This window comes from Streptomyces sp. NPDC001544 (assembly GCF_042894285.1).
In the GTDB taxonomy this organism is placed as follows: Bacteria; Actinomycetota; Actinomycetes; order Streptomycetales; family Streptomycetaceae; genus Streptomyces.
The window spans coordinates 395,011-412,649 of record NZ_JBIAVN010000004.1; the positions used below are offsets into that span (position 1 = coordinate 395,011).

The 17,639-nt window shown below is 71.8% G+C and carries 15 protein-coding genes; 7 read left to right on the forward strand and 8 right to left on the reverse strand.

The window, feature by feature from the left end; all coding sequences use genetic code 11:
- Nucleotides 1-9 precede the first annotated feature (9 nt).
- Nucleotides 10-1,209: a MarP family serine protease gene (locus ACFY0F_RS14675; RefSeq protein WP_388793079.1), complete on the forward strand. Its 1,200-nt coding sequence runs from the start codon at nucleotides 10-12 to the stop codon at nucleotides 1,207-1,209.
- A 21-nt stretch (nucleotides 1,210-1,230) separates the two neighbouring features.
- Here the strand turns inward: ACFY0F_RS14675 and ACFY0F_RS14680 are convergent, their stop codons facing one another.
- The 6 genes from ACFY0F_RS14680 to ACFY0F_RS14705 form a co-directional block, all read right to left on the reverse strand.
- Nucleotides 1,231-1,410: a hypothetical protein gene (locus ACFY0F_RS14680; RefSeq protein ID WP_388793081.1), complete on the reverse strand. Its 180-nt coding sequence runs from the start codon at nucleotides 1,408-1,410 to the stop codon at nucleotides 1,231-1,233.
- Nucleotides 1,411-1,595: 185 nt separating this feature from the next.
- Entirely contained in the window at nucleotides 1,596-2,543 is a 948-nt protein-coding gene (locus ACFY0F_RS14685) for an alpha/beta fold hydrolase (RefSeq protein WP_388793083.1), read from the reverse strand.
- On the reverse strand, nucleotides 2,540-3,031 hold the full coding sequence (locus ACFY0F_RS14690; RefSeq protein ID WP_388793085.1) for a phage holin family protein: 492 nt from the start codon (nucleotides 3,029-3,031) through the stop codon (nucleotides 2,540-2,542). Before ACFY0F_RS14690 ends, ACFY0F_RS14685 begins: the two co-directional genes overlap by 4 nt.
- Nucleotides 3,032-3,085: 54 nt before the next feature.
- Entirely contained in the window at nucleotides 3,086-4,531 is a 1,446-nt protein-coding gene (gene nhaA, locus ACFY0F_RS14695) for a Na+/H+ antiporter NhaA (protein ID WP_388793086.1), read from the reverse strand.
- A 204-nt stretch (nucleotides 4,532-4,735) separates the two neighbouring features.
- Nucleotides 4,736-6,691: an acetate--CoA ligase gene (gene acs / locus ACFY0F_RS14700; protein WP_388793088.1), complete on the reverse strand. Its 1,956-nt coding sequence runs from the start codon at nucleotides 6,689-6,691 to the stop codon at nucleotides 4,736-4,738.
- A gap of 98 nt (nucleotides 6,692-6,789) precedes the next feature.
- Nucleotides 6,790-8,328: a SulP family inorganic anion transporter gene (locus ACFY0F_RS14705; protein ID WP_388793090.1), complete on the reverse strand. Its 1,539-nt coding sequence runs from the start codon at nucleotides 8,326-8,328 to the stop codon at nucleotides 6,790-6,792.
- A 257-nt stretch (nucleotides 8,329-8,585) separates the two neighbouring features.
- On the opposite strand from ACFY0F_RS14705, the gene ACFY0F_RS14710 reads away from it, so the two are divergent.
- Entirely contained in the window at nucleotides 8,586-9,851 is a 1,266-nt protein-coding gene (locus ACFY0F_RS14710) for a hypothetical protein (RefSeq protein ID WP_388793092.1), read from the forward strand.
- A gap of 17 nt (nucleotides 9,852-9,868) precedes the next feature.
- Here ACFY0F_RS14710 and ACFY0F_RS14715 read toward each other — a convergent pair whose 3' ends face one another.
- Nucleotides 9,869-10,849 carry an ATP-binding protein gene (locus tag ACFY0F_RS14715; RefSeq protein ID WP_388793094.1) on the reverse strand — a complete coding sequence of 327 codons (981 nt, stop codon included), beginning with the start codon at nucleotides 10,847-10,849 and terminating at the stop codon, nucleotides 9,869-9,871.
- 100 nt (nucleotides 10,850-10,949) lie between these two features.
- On the opposite strand from ACFY0F_RS14715, the gene ACFY0F_RS14720 reads away from it, so the two are divergent.
- Entirely contained in the window at nucleotides 10,950-11,774 is an 825-nt protein-coding gene (locus ACFY0F_RS14720) for an oxidoreductase (protein ID WP_388793096.1), read from the forward strand.
- Between the two features lie 366 nt (nucleotides 11,775-12,140).
- Here ACFY0F_RS14720 and ACFY0F_RS14725 read toward each other — a convergent pair whose 3' ends face one another.
- The gene (locus ACFY0F_RS14725; RefSeq protein WP_388793098.1) at nucleotides 12,141-12,974 is read right to left on the reverse strand and encodes an HAD family hydrolase; all 834 of its coding nucleotides are present in this window, start codon (nucleotides 12,972-12,974) and stop codon (nucleotides 12,141-12,143) included.
- Between the two features lie 584 nt (nucleotides 12,975-13,558).
- Between ACFY0F_RS14725 and ssd the strand changes: the two genes are divergently transcribed.
- From ssd to ACFY0F_RS14745, 4 genes are read left to right on the forward strand one after another with little or no spacing between them, the layout of a single operon-like run.
- On the forward strand, nucleotides 13,559-14,653 hold the full coding sequence (gene ssd, locus ACFY0F_RS14730) for a septum site-determining protein Ssd (protein WP_388793100.1): 1,095 nt from the start codon (nucleotides 13,559-13,561) through the stop codon (nucleotides 14,651-14,653).
- Nucleotides 14,650-15,864: a TadA family conjugal transfer-associated ATPase gene (locus ACFY0F_RS14735; protein WP_388793102.1), complete on the forward strand. Its 1,215-nt coding sequence runs from the start codon at nucleotides 14,650-14,652 to the stop codon at nucleotides 15,862-15,864. Before ssd ends, ACFY0F_RS14735 begins: the two co-directional genes overlap by 4 nt.
- Complete coding sequence (locus ACFY0F_RS14740) at nucleotides 15,857-16,732, forward strand: type II secretion system F family protein (protein ID WP_388793104.1); 876 nt, start codon at nucleotides 15,857-15,859, stop codon at nucleotides 16,730-16,732. Before ACFY0F_RS14735 ends, ACFY0F_RS14740 begins: the two co-directional genes overlap by 8 nt.
- Complete coding sequence (locus ACFY0F_RS14745) at nucleotides 16,729-17,520, forward strand: type II secretion system F family protein (protein ID WP_388793106.1); 792 nt, start codon at nucleotides 16,729-16,731, stop codon at nucleotides 17,518-17,520. Before ACFY0F_RS14740 ends, ACFY0F_RS14745 begins: the two co-directional genes overlap by 4 nt.
- The last annotated feature ends 119 nt before the right edge of the window (nucleotides 17,521-17,639 follow it).

Sequence of the window (17,639 nt, forward strand, 5' to 3'; positions counted from 1 at the left end):
GTGAACCCCGTGAACGTGCTGGACATCCTGTTGCTGGTCGCCGCCGTGTGGTTCGCGATCGTCGGCTACCGCCAGGGCTTCGTGGTCGGCATCCTGTCGGTCACGGGCTTCCTCGGCGGCGGACTCGTCGCCGTCTACGCACTGCCCCTCATCTGGGACGCCCTGACCGACAAAGCGGAGGTCAGCACCACCGCCGCCGTCGTCGCCGTGGTGGTCGTCATCGTCTGCGCCTCCGTCGGACAGGCCCTGACCACCCACCTCGGCAACAAGCTGCGCCGCTACATCACCTGGTCCCCGGCCCGCGCCCTGGACGCCACCGGCGGGGCGCTGGTCAACGTGGTCGCGATGCTCCTCGTGGCATGGCTGATCGGCTCGGCCCTCGCGGGCACCACCCTGCCGACGCTCGGCAAGGAGGTCCGGGGGTCCAAGGTCCTCCTCGGCGTCTCCCAGGCGCTGCCCGCCCAGGCCGACACCTGGTTCGCGGACTTCTCCTCCGTCCTCGCCCAGAACGGCTTCCCGCAGGTCTTCAGCCCCTTCGCCAACGAGCCGATCACCGATGTACGGCCCCCCGACCCGGCCCTGGCCGGCAGCGCGGTCGCCACCCACGCCAAGCAGTCCGTCGTCAAGGTCGTGGGCACCGCCCAGAGCTGCGGCAAGGTACTGGAGGGCACCGGTTTCGTCTTCGCCGACCGCCGTGTGATGACCAACGCGCACGTCGTGGGAGGCGTCGACGAGCCGACCGTGCAGATAGGCGGTGAGGGCCGCAAGTACGACGCAAAGGTCGTCCTCTACGACTGGCACCGCGACATCGCCGTGCTCGACGTGCCGGACCTCAGGGCGCACGCCCTGCGGTTCTCCGAGAAGGACGCGACGAGCGACGACAGCGCGATCGTCGCGGGCTTCCCGCAGAACGGCTCGTACGACGTCCGCGCCGCGCGTGTACGCGGGCGCATCGCCGCCAACGGCCCGGACATCTACCACCGCGGCACCGTCCGCCGTGACGTCTACTCGCTCTACGCGACCGTCCGCCAGGGCAACTCCGGTGGCCCGCTGCTCACGCCCGAGGGCAAGGTGTACGGCGTGGTCTTCGCGAAGTCCCTCGACGACGCCGAAACCGGTTACGCGCTCACCGCGGACGAGATCCGGCAGGACATCGACCAGGGGCGCACCGCGAACCAGCAGGTGGGCACCGACAGCTGCGCGCTGTAGCGGGGGTTCAGCCGGCGGGGCTCAGCCGCGGGGGTGACGCAGACGTACCGAGACCCAGCGGGCCCGGCGGCGCAGGATGCGCGGAATTCCCACCCGGAGATCCGTGCTCTGCATCTGCGAAGCGCCTTCCCCGAGCGAGCCCAGGCCTGCGGCCGAGCGGCGGTTCCGGGGTGCGTCACTGTAGTCGTGCGTCCAGCCCATACCCCGACGTGTGCCCGGCCCCCAAGGTCGATAACCGCCTCGGGGGCCCTCAATTGGCCTATGCGCTGGGCATGTGGCCGTTCGTGGAACAGGTGTTCAGGTCCGGATACCGGGCGCATTGGCGCGGTCACCGATCCGGCTCGATCCGTTCCGGCCACCGACGCCCGGACCGACGTGGGCGCGCGTCAGCGGTCGGGCTCGGGGTCCTTGAGCCAGTTGATGAGTTCCGTGGAGAACGCCACCGGGTCCTCCTCGTGCGGGAAGTGCCCCAGCCCGTCGAACAGCCGCCAGCGGTACGGCGCTTCGACGTACTCTCCCGAACCCGCCGCGCTCCGCGTGCGCATGACGGGATCGAGGGAGCCGTGCAGATGCAGCGTGGGCACGCGCACCGGCCGCTTCATCCGGCGGTTGAACTGGATGCCGTCCGGACGCGCCAGTGACCGCACCATCCAGCGGTACGGCTCGATCGAGCAGTGCGCCGTCGACGGGATGCACATGGCGCGGCGGTACGTCTCCACCGCGTCGTCGTCCGGCAGCCGCGGCCCGGACCAGTCCCGGATCAGCTCGCCCACCAGCGCCCCGTCGTCGGCGGTCAGCCGCCGCTCCGGGATCCACGGCCGCTGGAACCCCCAGATGTAGGAGCCGGCCACCGTCTGCCGGGCGTCCCGCAGCATCGCCGCGCGCCAGCGCCGAGGATGCGGCATCGACACCACCGCGAGCCGCCGCACCAGCTTGGGCCGCATCGCGGCCGCGGTCCACGCCAGGTAGCCGCCCAGGTCGTGGCCGACCAGCGCGGCGTCCGGCTCACCGAGGGAGCGCACCACACCGGTGATGTCGAGGGCGAGGTTCGCCGGGTCGTACCCGCGCGGCGTGCGGTCACTGCCGCCCACGCCCCGCAGGTCCATCGCCACGGCCCGGAAGCCGGCGTCGGCGAGCGCGCCGAGCTGGTGCCGCCACGCCCACCAGAACTGCGGGAAGCCGTGCAGCAGCAGCACCAGCGGGCCGTCACCGACCTCGGCGATGTGGAAGCGTGCGCCGTTGGCGGCGACATCCCGGTGTGTCACCTCGTGGCCACCCGGGACGTCCAGCCGTGCGACCGAGAAGGGGTGCGCCGAAGGGGCGGGGTCCGTCATGACGACGAGCGTGCCACAGCCTCGATGGCTGCGGGGGACCGGTCCTCCAGGGCCGGTTCCTGACGGGGGTGCGGCTTGGCCTTCTGCAGGACGCCCGCCGTCTCCTTCATGGACGCGGCGACCTTCTGCGGGCCCTTGCCCTTCTGTGCCTTCTTCGCAAACACGACCCCGATCAGCGCGAGACCGCCGGCGACGAGGACGTTGGCGGCGAAGGACAGCAGGAAGCAGACCGCCAGATTCCAGCCGCTCCACGTCCGGATGCCGTACGCGAGGGCGAAGTTGAGCATCGGCAGGGAGAACAGCAGCACGGCGCCGGCCACCGTGAAGGCGCCGCCGCTGGTCGCGCCACGCTTGACGTCCTGCTTCAGCTGGGCCTTGGCCAGCGCGATCTCGTCATGCACCAGCGCCGACAATTCGGTCGTCGCCGAGGCGAACAACTGGCCGATGCTGCGTTCGGCGCCGACCGGGCTGCCGTCGGGTGCGCTCATCGCGGTCTCCCTCTTCGTCTGTTCTGCCGTCTCGTTTTGTACCGTCTCGTCAGATCATGCCGGACGGTCGCCTTCCTCGCCTGCCCTGCCCGGCACTTCAGCACGCGCGTGCCGCCCGGAGACCGTGCCCGCGAGATCCTCGGCGAGCCGCCGGTGCTCGGCGGCCCTGCGTTCGAGGAGTTCGGCCATGCGCAGGTGGTAGGCCGGGTCGTCCTGTTCGTAGACGTCCGGGATGCCGTCGAGGTCCTCGTCCCGTTCCTCCTCCTCGCACAGCCTGCGGTACTTGGCGTTGCGGACCTTCAGCAGGACCGTCGCGCACACCGCCGCGATCAGCGATCCGGTCAGCACGGCGGCCTTGACCTCGCCGGCCAGGGCCGCCTCGCCCGCGAAGGCGAGCTCACCGATGAGCAGGGAGACGGTGAACCCGATGCCGGCGAGGGTCGCCACGGCGAAGACGTCCGCCCACTCGAGGTCGTCGCTGAGCGAGGCCCGGGTGAAGCGGGCGGTCAGCCAGGTGCCGCCGAAGATGCCGATCGTCTTGCCGACGACCAGTCCGAGCACCACACCCAGTGTCTGCGGCTTGGTGAACACGTCCGCGAGCGCGCCGCCGGACATCGACACGCCCGCGCTGAACAGCGCGAACAGCGGCACGGCGAGCCCCGCCGACAGGGGGCGCACGAGATGCTCGATGCGCTCGGCGGGCGAGTGCTCCTCACCCTCGCGGGTGGTGCAGCGCAGCATCAGGCCCATGGCGACACCCGCGATGGTGGCGTGGACGCCGCTGTTGTACATCAGCGCCCAGACGACCAGCGCGAGCGGCACGTACACGTACCAGCCGCGTACGCCCGCACGCAGCAGCAGCCAGAAGACGACGAGGCCCGCGACCGCGCCGCCGAGTGCGGCGAGGTGGATGCGCTCGGTGAAGAAGACGGCGATGATCAGGATCGCGAACAGGTCGTCGACGACGGCGAGCGTGAGCAGGAAGGCGCGCAGGGCGCTGGGCAGCGCGGTGCCGATGACCGCGAGCACGGCGAGCGCGAAGGCGATGTCGGTCGCGGTGGGCACCGCCCAGCCGGCGAGCGAGCCGCCCCCGGCGGCGTTGGTGAGGGTGTAGACGAGCGCCGGTACGGCCATGCCGCACAGCGCGGCGATCACGGGCAGGGCGGCGGCCTTCGGGTCCCTGAGGTCACCGGCGACGAGTTCGCGCTTGAGCTCGATCCCGGCGACGAAGAAGAAGACCGCGAGCAGTCCGTCGGCGGCCCAGTGCGTGACGGAGAGGTTCAGGCCGAGGGCGCCGGGGCCCAGGTGGTACTGGCTGACGGTCTCGTAGCTGTGGCGCAGCGCGGGGATGTTCGCCCAGACCAGGGCCGCGACGGCGGCGGCCAGCAGCAGCACGCCGCCGACCGTCTCGGCGCGCAGGGCGTCGGCGACGTAGGTCCGCTCGGGCAGCGACAGCCGGCCGAAGACCTTGCGGGCGGTGGTGGTGCGGGGCGCGGGCACGGGAGAGACCTCCGGTCGGTGGGCAGGACGGAGCACATGCCGACCAGACTTCCCGGCGCACCTGACGTTGACGTTGTCGTCGCTTTGTTTAGTTTACCTAACGTGCGGACCGGGTGCGCCGTGGAGGGATCCAGCGCTCTCCACGGTAGGTGCGAAAAGGGCACCCGGCGCGCTGGCCGCCGGGTGCCCCCCCACAGGCCGTGCTCAGTCCTCGCTGGGCGCGGTGGGCAGCTTCGACTGGATGAGGTTCATGACCGTGGCGTCGGTCAGCGTGGTGACGTCACCGAGCTCGCGGTTCTCCGCGACGTCCCGCAGCAGGCGTCGCATGATCTTGCCGGAGCGGGTCTTCGGCAGTTCCGCCACCGGCAGGATGCGCTTGGGCTTGGCGATCGGGCCGAGCGTGGCGCCCACGTGGTCGCGCAGCGCGCCGACGAGCTCGTCGTCCTCGGACGCCGTACCCCGCAGGATCACGAAGGCGACGATCGCCTGCCCGGTCGTCTCGTCCGCCGCGCCGACCACGGCCGCCTCGGCCACGGACGGGTGCGAGACCAGCGCCGACTCCACCTCCGTGGTGGAGATGTTGTGCCCGGACACCAGCATCACGTCGTCGACGCGCCCGAGGAGCCAGATGTCCCCGTCGTCGTCCTTCTTCGCCCCGTCACCGGCGAAGTATTTGCCCTCGAACCGGGACCAGTAGGTGTCGATGAACCGCTGGTCGTCGCCCCAGATGGTGCGCAGCATCGACGGCCACGGCTCGGTCAGCACCAGGTAGCCACCGCCGCCGTTCGGCACCTCGTTCGCCTCGTCGTCGACGACGGTCGCGGAGATGCCGGGCAGCGGGGTCTGGGCGGAGCCGGGCTTGGCGGCGGTGACGCCCGGCAGCGGCGAGATCATCATCGCGCCGGTCTCGGTCTGCCACCAGGTGTCGACGACCGGCGTCCGGTCCCCGCCGATGTTCCTGCGGTACCAGATCCACGCCTCGGGGTTGATCGGCTCGCCGACGGAACCGAGGACGCGGAGGGAGGAGAGGTCGAACTTCGCGGGGATGTCGTCGCCCCACTTCATGAACGTACGGATCGCGGTCGGCGCCGTGTACAGGATCGTCACCCCGTACTTCTGCACGATCTCCCAGAACCGGCCCTGGTGCGGGGTGTCCGGCGTGCCCTCGTACATCACCTGGGTCGCGCCGTTGGCCAGCGGTCCGTAGACGATGTACGAGTGCCCGGTGACCCAGCCGACGTCGGCCGTGCACCAGTACACGTCGGTCTCCGGCTTGAGGTCGAACACCGCCCAGTGCGTGTACGCCGTCTGCGTCAGATAGCCGCCGGAGGTGTGCAGGATGCCCTTCGGCTTACCCGTCGTGCCCGAGGTGTAGAGGATGAACAGCGGGTGCTCGGCCTCGAACGCCTCCGGTGTGTGCTCGGCGGACTGCCGCTCGACCAGGTCGTGCCACCACACGTCCCGCTCGTCGTTCCAGGCGACCTCCTGGCCGGTGCGGCGCACGACGAGCACGTGGTCCACGTTGTCGACCTTGGCGACGGCCTCGTCGACGGCCGGTTTGAGCGCGGACGGCTTGCCGCGCCGCCAGCCGCCGTCGGAGGTGATCACGACCTTGGCGTCGGCGTCCTGGATGCGGGTCGCGAGCGCGTCGGCCGAGAAGCCGCCGAAGACGACCGAGTGCGCGGCACCGATACGGGCCGAGGCCAGCATCGCGATCGCGGTCTCGGGGATCATCGGCATGTAGATGGCGACCCGGTCGCCCTTGCGGACCCCCAGCTCCAGCAGGGCGTTCGCGGCCCTGGACACCTCGTCCTTCAGCTCGGCGTAGGTGATGGCGCGGCTGTCGCCGGGCTCGCCCTCGAAGTGGATGGCGACCCGGTCGCCGTGCCCCGCCTCGACGTGCCGGTCCACACAGTTGTAGGCGACGTTCAGCCTGCCGTCCTGGAACCACTTGGCGAACGGCGGGTTCGACCAGTCCAGTGTCTCGGTCGGCTCGGTGGCCCACGTCAGCCGGCGTGCCTGCTCGGCCCAGAAGCCGAGCCTGTCAGCCTTGGCCTGTTCATACGCCTCCGCCGTGACGTTGGCGTTGTCCGCCAGCTCGGCGGGCGGCACGAACCTGCGCTCTTCCTTGAGCAGGTTGGCCAGGCTTTCGTTGCTCACGACATCTCCCTCTCGCAGGGTGTCCGTTGTGTCCCAGGCCACAGCTCATCAGACCCGGGGGTCTGATGACAAGGGCCGCCCGCAAATTGGTTTAGACCTTATGGGGTGGTGGTCTCGTCTCCCCGGCGGCCGGTCAGTTCGGCGGATCCGCCCTGCGCGGTGTGCGCGAGCTGCCAGTCCTGCAGTGACTCGTATGCCGCGTGGTCCATGAACGAGCCGTGCAGCTCCACGACCGCATGGGACCCCTGGGGCACGTGATGCAGGACGCGGCTGAGCCGCGGCACCGCGAGGAACGTCAACTGGCCTCTCACACGGACGTAGTGGACTCCTCCCTTCTCTTCGTGTGTGACGCGGGTGCGGGCGAGGCGGTTCAGGGTGACGGCGACGGCCACGGCGACCCCGGACAGCACGCCCTCCAGTACACCGAGGAACACCACACCCAGGGTGGTGGCGACGTATACCAGCACCTCGCGGTGGCGGGTCACCGTGCGGATGTGGTGCAGGGACACCATCTGGATGCCGACGGCCATCACCAGAGCGGCCAGCGATGCGAGCGGGATGAGCTCCAGGGCCGGGACCATCAGCAGCGCGGCGATCACCACGAGAACGCCGTGCAGCATCGTGGAGTTCCGGCTCACGGCACCGCCCCGCACATTCGCCGAACTCCGCACGGCCACCCCCGCGACCGGCAGTCCGCCCAGCGCCCCGGAGACGATGTTGGCGGCGCCCTGGCCGAGCAGCTCCCGGTCCAGGTCCGAGCGGCCGACGCGGGCCTGCGGAGCGGGGCGCCCGGCGACCAGCTTGTCCACGGCGACCGCCCCGAGCAGCGACTGCACGCTGCACACCAGCGTGGTGGTCAGCACGGCGGTGACGAGACCGGGCACGGGACCCTCGGGCAGCCCGGCCAGGGCATGGCTGCGCCAGGACGGGAGGTCGACCCTGGGCAGCGTCAGCCCGGTGAGCCAGGCGGTCGCGGTGGCCCCGGCGACCGCGACGAGCGCGGCCGGGACCCTGCGCAGCAGCCGGCCGGGGTGACCGGGCAGCCGCGGCCAGGCCAGCAGCAGGGTGAGCGTCAGCGCGCTCGTCGCCACGGCCGCGGGATGCAGGTGGGCCAACTGGTACGGCAGGCCACGGAGGTTGTCGAGGACGGAGCTGTGCGGGCTGCCGCCGAGCACGATGTGCAGCTGGGCGACGGCGATGGTCACACCGATGCCGGCGAGCATGCCGTGCACCACGGCCGGGCTCACGGCGAGCGCGGAGCGTGCCACGCGCAGGCAGCCGAGACCGAGTTGGGCCAGGCCGGCGAGGACGGTGATGACGCAGGTCGTCCGCCATCCGTAGCGGTCGATCAAGTCGGCGGTGACGACGGTGAGTCCGGCTGCCGGACCGCTGACCTGCAGCGGACAACCGCCCAGCCGGCCGACGACGATCCCGCCGACGGCGGCTGCCACCAACCCGGCCCGGAGCGGGGCCCCCGTGGCGAGAGCGATGCCGAGGGACAGGGGCAGCGCGATCAGGAAGACGCCGATCGACGCGGACAGATCGGCGCCGGCGACGCGGAAGCGGCGGGGCGGGCTGTGCGGTTGGTGGGGGCGCTCGGTCGGCGCCGGAGGCTGGGTGGGTGCGCAGGCTGACATGTCTTCCGTCTCCTCCACGCAAAGATCAACGCTCGGTAAATGAATCGTAATGCAGAGTAAAGGTCGAGCATGGATTTTTGCCGCAAATGGTGCATTGGTTCACTCGCCCGAGTGGTGCGAGCTGTTTATCGGCTTGTCGTATTAATTCCTTCTCGGCCCCCGTGCGACCTTGGCGACGCTGCCGGCAGAAACCGGCAGACCACCACAAAACGCCCTCGTCAGCGTTTGTCTGAGAGAAGGAAGAAGGTGGGCGGAACATGGCCGCCACCCAGAGGATCGCCGCGGGAGCCATGGTCGCCGCGGCCTGCGCCGCGTCGCTGGCCGGTTGCGCCGGCGGCTCCAGCGGCTCCAAGGAAGGGGCGCCCGGCCCGCAGAAGGGGGCGCCGCCGCCCGGCAGCGTGCTCCGGCTGATCGGCGACGGCTCCACCGCGTACACCGGCTCGCAGCCGCATCTGCCCAGACCCGAGAGGCTCGAACCCGGTCAGAAGCCTCCCCAGTTCGTGGTCTTCTCCTGGGACGGGGCGGGCGAGGACAGCCAGAAGCTGTTCTCCCACTTCCGCAAGGTCGCCAAGGCCAACAACGCGACCATGACCTACTTCCTCAGCGGCGTGTACCTGCTGCCCAAGGAGAAGCGCGACCTGTACAAGCCGCCGCAGCACGCGCCGGGCAGCTCCGAGATCGGCTTCAACGACGAGCAGGGCATCACCGACACCGTCAGGCAACTGCGCCTCGCCTGGCTCGAGGGCAACGAGATCGGCACCCACTTCAACGGCCACTTCTGCGGCAACGACGGCGGGGTGGGCACGTGGTCGGTCGAGGAGTGGAAGAGCGAGATCGCCCAGGCCAAGGAGTTCGTGAAGACCTGGAAGACCAACACCGGCATGAAGGACGCGCCACCGCTGCCGTTCGACTACGACAAGGAGCTCGTCGGCGCCCGCACCCCCTGCCTGGAAGGCCAGAAGAACTTCATGCGAGCGGCCCGCGACCTGGGTTTCCGCTACGACACCAGCGGGGTCGACGACCAGGTGTGGCCGAAGAAGAAGGACGGCCTGTGGGACCTGTCGATGCAGCTCGTGCCCTTCCCCGGGCACTCCTACGAGCAGTTGACCATGGACTACAACTTCATGGTCAACCAGTCGGGAACCTCGACCCAGGGAGACCCCGACAAGTACGACTACTGGGGTGACCAGATGCGGGACGGCCTGCTGAAGGGCTTCTACCGCGCCTACGACGGCAACCGTGCGCCCCTGGTCATCGGCAACCACTTCGAGTCCTGGAACGGCGGCACCTATATGCGCGCGATCGACGACGTCGTCGAGCAGGTGTGCAACAAGCCGGAGGTGCGCTGCGTCTCCTTCCGGCAGCTCGCCGACTGGCTGGACGCCCAGGACCCGCAGGTGCTGGCCAGGCTGCGCACCCTGAACGTGGGGGAGGCCCCCCGGCAGGGCTGGGCGTCCTTCCTGTCGGGCCGCACCGCTCCGGCCCCGAAGGGGGTGCCCGGGGCGCCCGCGGTCCGGCAGTAGGCGGGGGACGGTGGCCGTCAGGCGGGGGCGGCGACCGCCTCGCTGAGCACGAAGGAGGGGTCGACCTGCGCCGCCAGGTCGGCCCCGGTGCGCTCGTTGCCCCACGACTGCGCGTTCCTCAGGTGGAAGTGCACCATCTGGCGGGTGTAGCGCTCCCAGTCCCGCAGTTCGTACGTCGCGTCGGCGGCGCCCCGCAGGGTGCGCAGGGCGTGGCCGTTGGTGTCCTCCAGGAGATCGAACCGGGGCGGCCTGCCCTTCTCCATCGCGCGCACCCACTCCGAGTGCCCGACGGTCACCAGCAGGTCGTCCCCGACCTCCGAGCGCAGGAAGTCGACGTCGTCCTGGCCCTGCACCTTGTTGCCGACGACCTTCAGGTTGACGCCGAAGTCGCGGGCGTAGTCCTTGTACTGGCGGTAGACGGAGACCCCCTTCCGGGTCGGCTCGGCGACGAGGAACGTGAGGTCGAAGCGGGTGAACATGCCGGAGGCGAAGGAGTCCGAGCCCGCCGTCATGTCGACCACGACGTACTCGTCCCGGCCGTCGACCAGGTGGTTCAGGAACAGCTCCACCGCTCCCGTCTTGGAGTGGTAACAGGAGACCCCCAGGTCGGCGTCCGTGAAGGAGCCCGTGACCATCAGACGGACGGCGCCGCCGTCCAGTTCCACCGGCCGTGCGCAGGCGTCGTACACCGGGTTGGGCTCCCGTACCCGCAGCAGCCGCGAGCCCTCGCCGGGCGGGGTCGTCTTGATCATCGTCGCGGCCGAGGTGATGCGCGGGTTGCTGCCGCGCAGATACTCCTTGATCAGTGACAGCCGCTCGCCCATCGCGGGCAGCGCCGCGGTCTCCGTGTCGTCGAGGCCGAGCGCGGCGCCGAGGTGCTGGTTGATGTCGGCGTCGATGGCGACCACCGGCGCTCCGGCCGCCACCAGGTGGCGGATGAAGAGGGAGGACAGCGTGGTCTTGCCGCTGCCGCCCTTCCCGACGAAAGCAATTTTCATGTTCACCAAGAGTAGTCAGTCGATGGCCGACTGTGGTGGTGGGAGTGAAGAAGACCACTCCTTCGTGGGGCGCGGCGCCGGGGTGCGTAGGGTCGTACTCATGAGTACGACAGGCGCGTCCGCCGATCCGCTCGCGGCCCTGGGCTCGCTGCCCGGTGTGGCCGAGTCCGTGGAATCCGTGCGCAAGGCCGTGGACCGGGTCTACGGGCACCGCATCATGCGGCGCCGCAGCAATGCGGTCACCTCGGAAGCGGCGCTGCGCGGCGCCCGGGGCTCCGCGGCGCTGTCCGGCGCCGACTGGGCCCTGGAGGAGGTGCGCCGGCGCACCGACTTCAGCGGTGACGACGAGGCGCGCGTGGTGGGCGCGGCCTTGCGGCTGACCGCGGAGGCCGGCCAGTTGCTGTCCATCTGGCGGCAGTCACCCCTGCGGGTCCTGGCCCGGCTGCACCTGGTCGCCGCGGCGGGCAGGGGTGACGAGGTCGGGCGGCCGCGCCAGGCCGGGGAACCGGTCGACGAGCCGCTGATCGAGCTGACGCCGCCGGACGCGGCGGAGGTGTCCGGCCGGCTGGAGGGTCTCGCGCAACTGGTCATCGCGGGCAGTTCGGCGCCCGCCCTGGTGACGGCCGCGGTGGTGCACGGCGAGTTGCTCGCCCTGCGCCCCTTCGTGTCCCACAACGGGCTGGTCGCGCGCGCGGCCGAGCGGATCGTCCTGATCGGCAGCGGCCTGGACCCGAAGGCGGTCTGTCCGGCCGAGGTGGGCCACGCGGAGCTCGGTCGTGCCGCGTACCTGGCGGCCCTGGACGGCTACGTCTCGGGGACGCCGGAGGGCATGGCGGCCTGGATCGCCCACTGCGGCAGGGCGGTCGAGCTGGGCGTGCGCGAGTCGACGGCGGTGTGCGAGGCGCTGCAGCGCGGGGCGGCCTGACGGGCGAGGGCGGACGCCTGGTGGATCGGGCCCTGGTGGAGTGGGCCTGAACAGGGTTGCGGCGGTACGAGAGGTCGTACCGCCGCTGGCATGATCACCGAGTTACCAAGCGTCCTCGATATGTCGCCCATCAGGTCGGGATCTTTGCCCGTCACCTGGTGCGGCTGGCCCGTAATCGACGGGTCGACGTCGCGTGGGTGCCCGGTTCTCATGCTCGGTCCGTGGGGCCAAATGCGTTTTAAAGGTGATCCTCTCGGATGTCCTTCGGTCTCGCGGGCCGTTAAGTCCTTTGTACTGCAGGCCCGGAGCAAGCGGAACCCCTGCCCACGGTTCTTTACTTTTAGCCCCAAAACGGTCACGAACAGTTCAGGTCACCGAGCTGCGCCGCCGACTGGCGTACCAGACGAGTCCCGCGGTGGCGGCCGCCGCTCCTATCGCCGCCGCCGCGACCAGGGTCGGCCGCGGCGGTACGGAGAGGGTGGGCAGCCGCTTCTTCAGACGCACCGGGCGGTGGAAGTCCAGGATCGGCCAGCCGCGGGCAAGCGCCTCGCGGCGCAGGGACCGGTCCGGGTTCACGGCGTGCGGATGTCCGACGGTCTCCAGCATCGGCAGGTCGGTCGCCGAGTCGCTGTAGGCGTAGCAGCGGGCGAGGTCGTACCCCTCCGACGCGGCCAGCTCCCGGATCGCCTCGGCCTTCGTGGGGCCGTAGGCGTAGTACCCCACCTCGCCGGTGAAACAGCCGTCGTCGCCCACGATCATGCGGGTGGCCACCACGCGGTCCGCTCCGAGGAGCTCACCGATCGGCTCGACCACCTCGGCGCCCGACGTGGAGACGATCACCACGTCACGGCCGGCCGTGTGGTGCTGTTCGATGAGGGAGGCGGCCTCGTCGTAGATGATCGGGTCGATCAGGTCGTGCAGGGTCTCGGCGACGATCTCCTTCACCTGCTGCACGTTCCACCCGCGGCACAGCGCCGACAGGTACGCGCGCATGCGCTCCATCTGATCGTGGTCGAGACCTCCGACCAGGAAGACGAACTGGGCATATGCGGTACGCAAGGCGGCCCGGCGGTTGATCAGCCCGCCTTGGTAGAACGACTTGCTGAACGTGAGCGTGCTCGACTTCGCAATGACCGTCTTGTCCAGGTCAAAGAAGGCCGCTGTGCGAGGCAAGGAGTGGTTTTCCACGCCCCTGAGCATAGGCGCCCACCATTCGGCGTAAGGTGGGGCGCGTGGGTTTGCCTGAGAGGGCTCTCGGGTACACCATGGAAGTCACGGATCGTTCGCGACCGTGCTAACCCGGTCCGACTCCTCCCCCCCCCGAGTCGGCCGTGGGGACGACCCCCGCTCTCCCCCCCGGCGGGGGTCGTCGCATGTCCGGGTGGGTTTTTCCTTCGTTCAGGCGGTTGCCGGGCCCTTGGTGGGCGATGGTGGCCGCCGTTTCGCCGTGCCCGTGATCCGTCACTCTGTGTAGTCATTGGGCGGCGCTCCGGAAGCCGGACGGGGAGCGGGGCGGGGGCCACCGGTATGGGTGATGACGATATTCACAACCACTGAGTCATCCACAGTTTTCCACCAAGATCTACACGATTTCCGGGATCGCTGCACTGTGTTTCCAGCGCGCTCCCACCGGGCGAGTTCATGGCCGGTTCTGTTTGCCGGAGCGTCAATGGCCGGTTCCTATCGGCCGCCCATATGGAGGCCGCTTGCCGGTTCTTCACACGTTCGGGAATCGCGTGGCCGCAGGGGACTGCGCGCACGACGCGGCGAAGGGGGAACACGACATGGCCAAAACCGTCACCCACGATCCACCGCCCGCGGTCCCGGGACGGCCGCTGATCGTCACGGAGGACGCCCAACTCCTCGACGACCTGCTGCGCCTGTGCGCGGCGGCAGGCGCCAAGCCCGAGGTCCATCCCCGCGTACCGGAACGCGGCGGCGGCTGGGAGTCGGCCCCGCTCGTCCTGGTCGGGGACGACGCCGCGCGCCGCGTCCGCGGGGGCTCGCGCAGACAGGGAGTGGTCCTCGTCGGCCGCGACCAGGACGACGCCGGCGTCTGGAAACGGGCCGTCCAGATCGGCGCCGACAACGTCCTGATCCTCCCCGAAGGGGAGCAGTGGCTGGTCGACCGCATCGCCGACGTCGCCGAGGGCGTGGGCCGTCCGGCGCTCACCGTCGGCGTCATCGGCGGCCGAGGCGGGGCCGGCGCGTCCACACTGGCCTGCGCGCTCGCCGTCACCTCCGCGCGTGAGGGACTGCGCACCCTGCTCGTCGACGCCGATCCGCTCGGCGGCGGACTCGACGTACTCCTCGGCGGCGAGAGCGCCGACGGACTGCGCTGGCCCGCATTCGCCGCCTCACGCGGCCGGGTCGGCGGTGGCGCCCTGGAGGAGTCGCTGCCCCGGCTGCACTCCCTGCGCGTGCTGAGCTGGGACCGCGGCGACTGCGTCGCCGTCCCGCCCCAGGCCGTACGGGCGGTGCTCGCCGCCGCCCGGCGCCGCGGGGGCACCGTCGTCGTCGACCTGCCGCGCCGCATCGACGACGGGGTGGCCGAGACACTCGCCCAGCTCGACCTCGCGCTCCTCGTCGTCCCCGCCGAGCTGCGCGCCGTCGCGGCGGCCGGCCGGGTGGCGTCCGCCGTCGGCATGGTCCTGCGCGACCTCAGAGTGGCGGTACGCGGGCCGTACGCACCCGGCCTGGACGATCGCGAGGTGGCCCGGCTGCTCGGCCTGCCCCTGGCCGGCGAGGTGCCCGTCGAACCGGGACTGCTGCGCCCCCACGGCGGCGGCAGACCACCCGGCGCGGCCGGCCGTGGCCCGCTGGCGCGCTTCTGCGGACAGTTCTGGGAGCGGGTCCTGGTGGAGGCGGGTGGCGTATGAACGCGTTTCCCCGACTCGGGCGCGCGGACTCCCCGGCGCTGCTCGACGGCGTACGGCGATGGCTGGCCGAGAGCGGAGCCGAACCGACACCCGCGCGCGTGGCACAGGCGCTGCGCGAACAGGGGCGGGTGCTCGGCGACGCCGAGGTCCTGGGAGCCGCCGAGCGGCTGCGGTCCGAGCTGGTGGGCAGCGGCCCGCTGGAGCCGCTCCTCGCCGACCCTCGCGTCACCGACGTCCTGGTGTCGGCCCCGGACCGGGTGTGGGTGGACCGGGGCGGCGGACTGGAGCTGACCGGGGTGACCTTCCCCGACGCGGCTGCCGTACGACGACTCGCGCAGCGGCTGGCCGCGGTGGCCGGACGACGCCTCGACGACGCCCGGCCCTGGGCCGACGCCCGGCTGCCCGACGGGACCCGCCTGCACGCGGTGCTGCCCCCGGTGGCCGTCGGCTGTACCTGCCTGTCCCTGCGGGTGGTACGCCCCCGGGCGTTCACGCTCGACGAACTGGTCGCCGCGGGCACGCTGCCGCCGGACGGTGACCGGATCCTGCGGGCGCTGGTGCGGGCGCGGCTGTCCTTCCTCGTCAGCGGTGGCACGGGCAGCGGCAAGACGACGCTGCTGAGCGCGCTGCTCGGACTGGTCGGAGCGGACGAGCGGATCGTGCTCGCCGAGGACTCCGCGGAACTGCGGCCCGACCACCCGCACGTCGTACGGCTGGAGACCAGACCCGCCAACCAGGAGGGTGCGGGCCTGGTCACCCTCGAGGACCTGGTGCGGCAGGCGCTGCGGATGCGCCCCGACCGGCTGGTCGTCGGCGAGGTACGCGGCCCCGAGGTGGTGCATCTGCTGGCCGCGCTCAACACGGGCCACGAAGGCGGCTGTTGCACGGTGCACGCCAACGCCGCGGCGGACGTACCGGCCCGCCTGGAGGCGCTCGGCACGGCCGCCGGGCTCGACCGGGCGGCGCTGCACAGCCAGTTGGCGGCCGCGCTGTCGGTGGTCCTGCACCTGGTGCGGGACCGGACAGGGCGGCGCCGCATCTCCGAGGTGCACGTGCTGGAGCGGGACCCTTCGGGTCTGGTGCGAACGGTCCCGGCGCTGCGCTGGGGCCCGGAAGCCTTCGTGCCGGATCGCGGCTGGGAGCGGCTGCGCGGGCTGTTGCGCGACGCGTCCGACGGACCGGGCGACAAGGGAGGCGAGTCGGATGGGTGAGATCCCGACGGGTGAGCCGGCCATGGGCGCCGCTCTGGTCTGTGTCGCCGCGGCGGCCTGGCTGACGGGCGGACCGCACCGCGGGGCCCGGCGGGCGCGGTTGCTGCTCGCGGGCGGCGGGACGGCGGGCACGGGATTGCCCACGGGGCCGCGGATCGCCGGTCGACTGCGGCGACTGGGCGGCCGGTTGCGGGGCGAGTGGTGGTCATTGGCCGCCGGGCTGGTGCTGGCGCTGCTGGGGGCTTCGGTCGTTCCGGTCGTCGCGGGGGCGGCCGGGGTGCCGGTGCTGCGGCGGCTGCGGCTGGCGCGGGAGGCGCGACGGGCGCGGGAACGGCGCGGGGACGCGGTGATCGCCTTGTGCGGGGCCCTGGCGGGGGAGGTGCGTGCCGGACGGCAGCCGGGTGAGGCGCTGTTGTGGGCCGCGCGGGACTCCGGCGGGCTCGGCGAGGCACAGGCCACCGTGCTCGCCGCGGCGAGATTCGGCGGAGACGTGCCGGGCGCGCTCGCGGGGGCGGCACGGCAGCCGGGGGCCGAGGGGCTGCTGGGGCTGGCGGCCTGCTGGCGGGTGGCCGTGGACCAGGGCGCCGGGCTGGCGACGGGCCTCGACCGGCTGGGCGCCGCCCTGCGAGCCGAACGGGACCAGCACGCGGACCTGCGTGCGCAGTTGGCAGGCGCACGGGCCACGACGGTGATGCTTGCCGCCCTGCCCGCCCTGGGGCTGCTGCTGGGCACGGCCATGGGCGCCGACCCGTTGCACGTGCTGCTGCACAGCGGGGCGGGACTGGGCTGCCTGCTGGTCGGCGGACTGCTGGAGGCCGCCGGGCTGTGGTGGTCGGCGCGGATCGTGCGCGCGGCGGAGGCGGCATGAGCGCCGGATTTGTCCACAGGCTGGGGACGGCCGTCGCGTTGACCCTGGCCCTTGGATGGCTCGTACGGCGGATCGGCCTGGCCCGCCGCAGACGCTGGGCGCGGCACCGGCTGGCCGGACTGCTGCCCTCCGGCGCCGCCACGGCTCCCCGACCGTCCGTCGAGGTGATGGGTGCCGTGCGGCGGTGGTCGCCCGTCGTCGCGGTGGCGGCCGCCGGGTGGGGACTGGTGGGCGGAGTCGCCGGCGCCGTGGTGGGCCTGGGGACGGCCGTGGCGCTGTGGCGGTGGCTGCGCCGGCAGGGGGACGGCTTGGGGCGGGCGGCGGATTCCGCTGCCGTGGTGGCCGTCCGGCAACTCCCGTTGGCCGCCGAGCTGCTGGCCGCCTGCATCGCGGCCGGCGCGGACCCGGTGGTCGCCGCCCGCGCCGTCGGCGATGCCCTCGGGGGACCTGTCGGTGAGGCGCTGGCACAGGGCGCCGCGGAGGTGCGGCTGGGCGGCGAACCGGCGGACGGCTGGCGCCGGTTGGCGGCGATGCCGGGCGCCGGCGCCCTGGCCCGGCTGCTGGAGCGTGCCGGCGAGTCGGGGCTCCCGGCGGCCACCCCGGTCGCGCGGCTCGCGGCGGACGCGCGTGCCGACCGGTGCCGGGCCGCGACGGCACGGGCCAGGCGGGCGGCCGTTCTGGTCAGCGCACCGGTGGGGCTGTGCTTCCTGCCCGCCTTCATCGCGATCGGCGTGCTGCCCGTGGTCATCGGGCTGGCGAGTGGAGTGGTGCGAGGAGGTGGCGGTTGACGGAGACGGTCGAGCGGATCAAACCGGCCAAGTGGCAACAAAAGGGATCGGAAAGGGTTCAGAAGTGGTGGATGTGAAGAAGCTCCAGGGGTTCGGAAAGAGCAGGAAGACGAAGGACG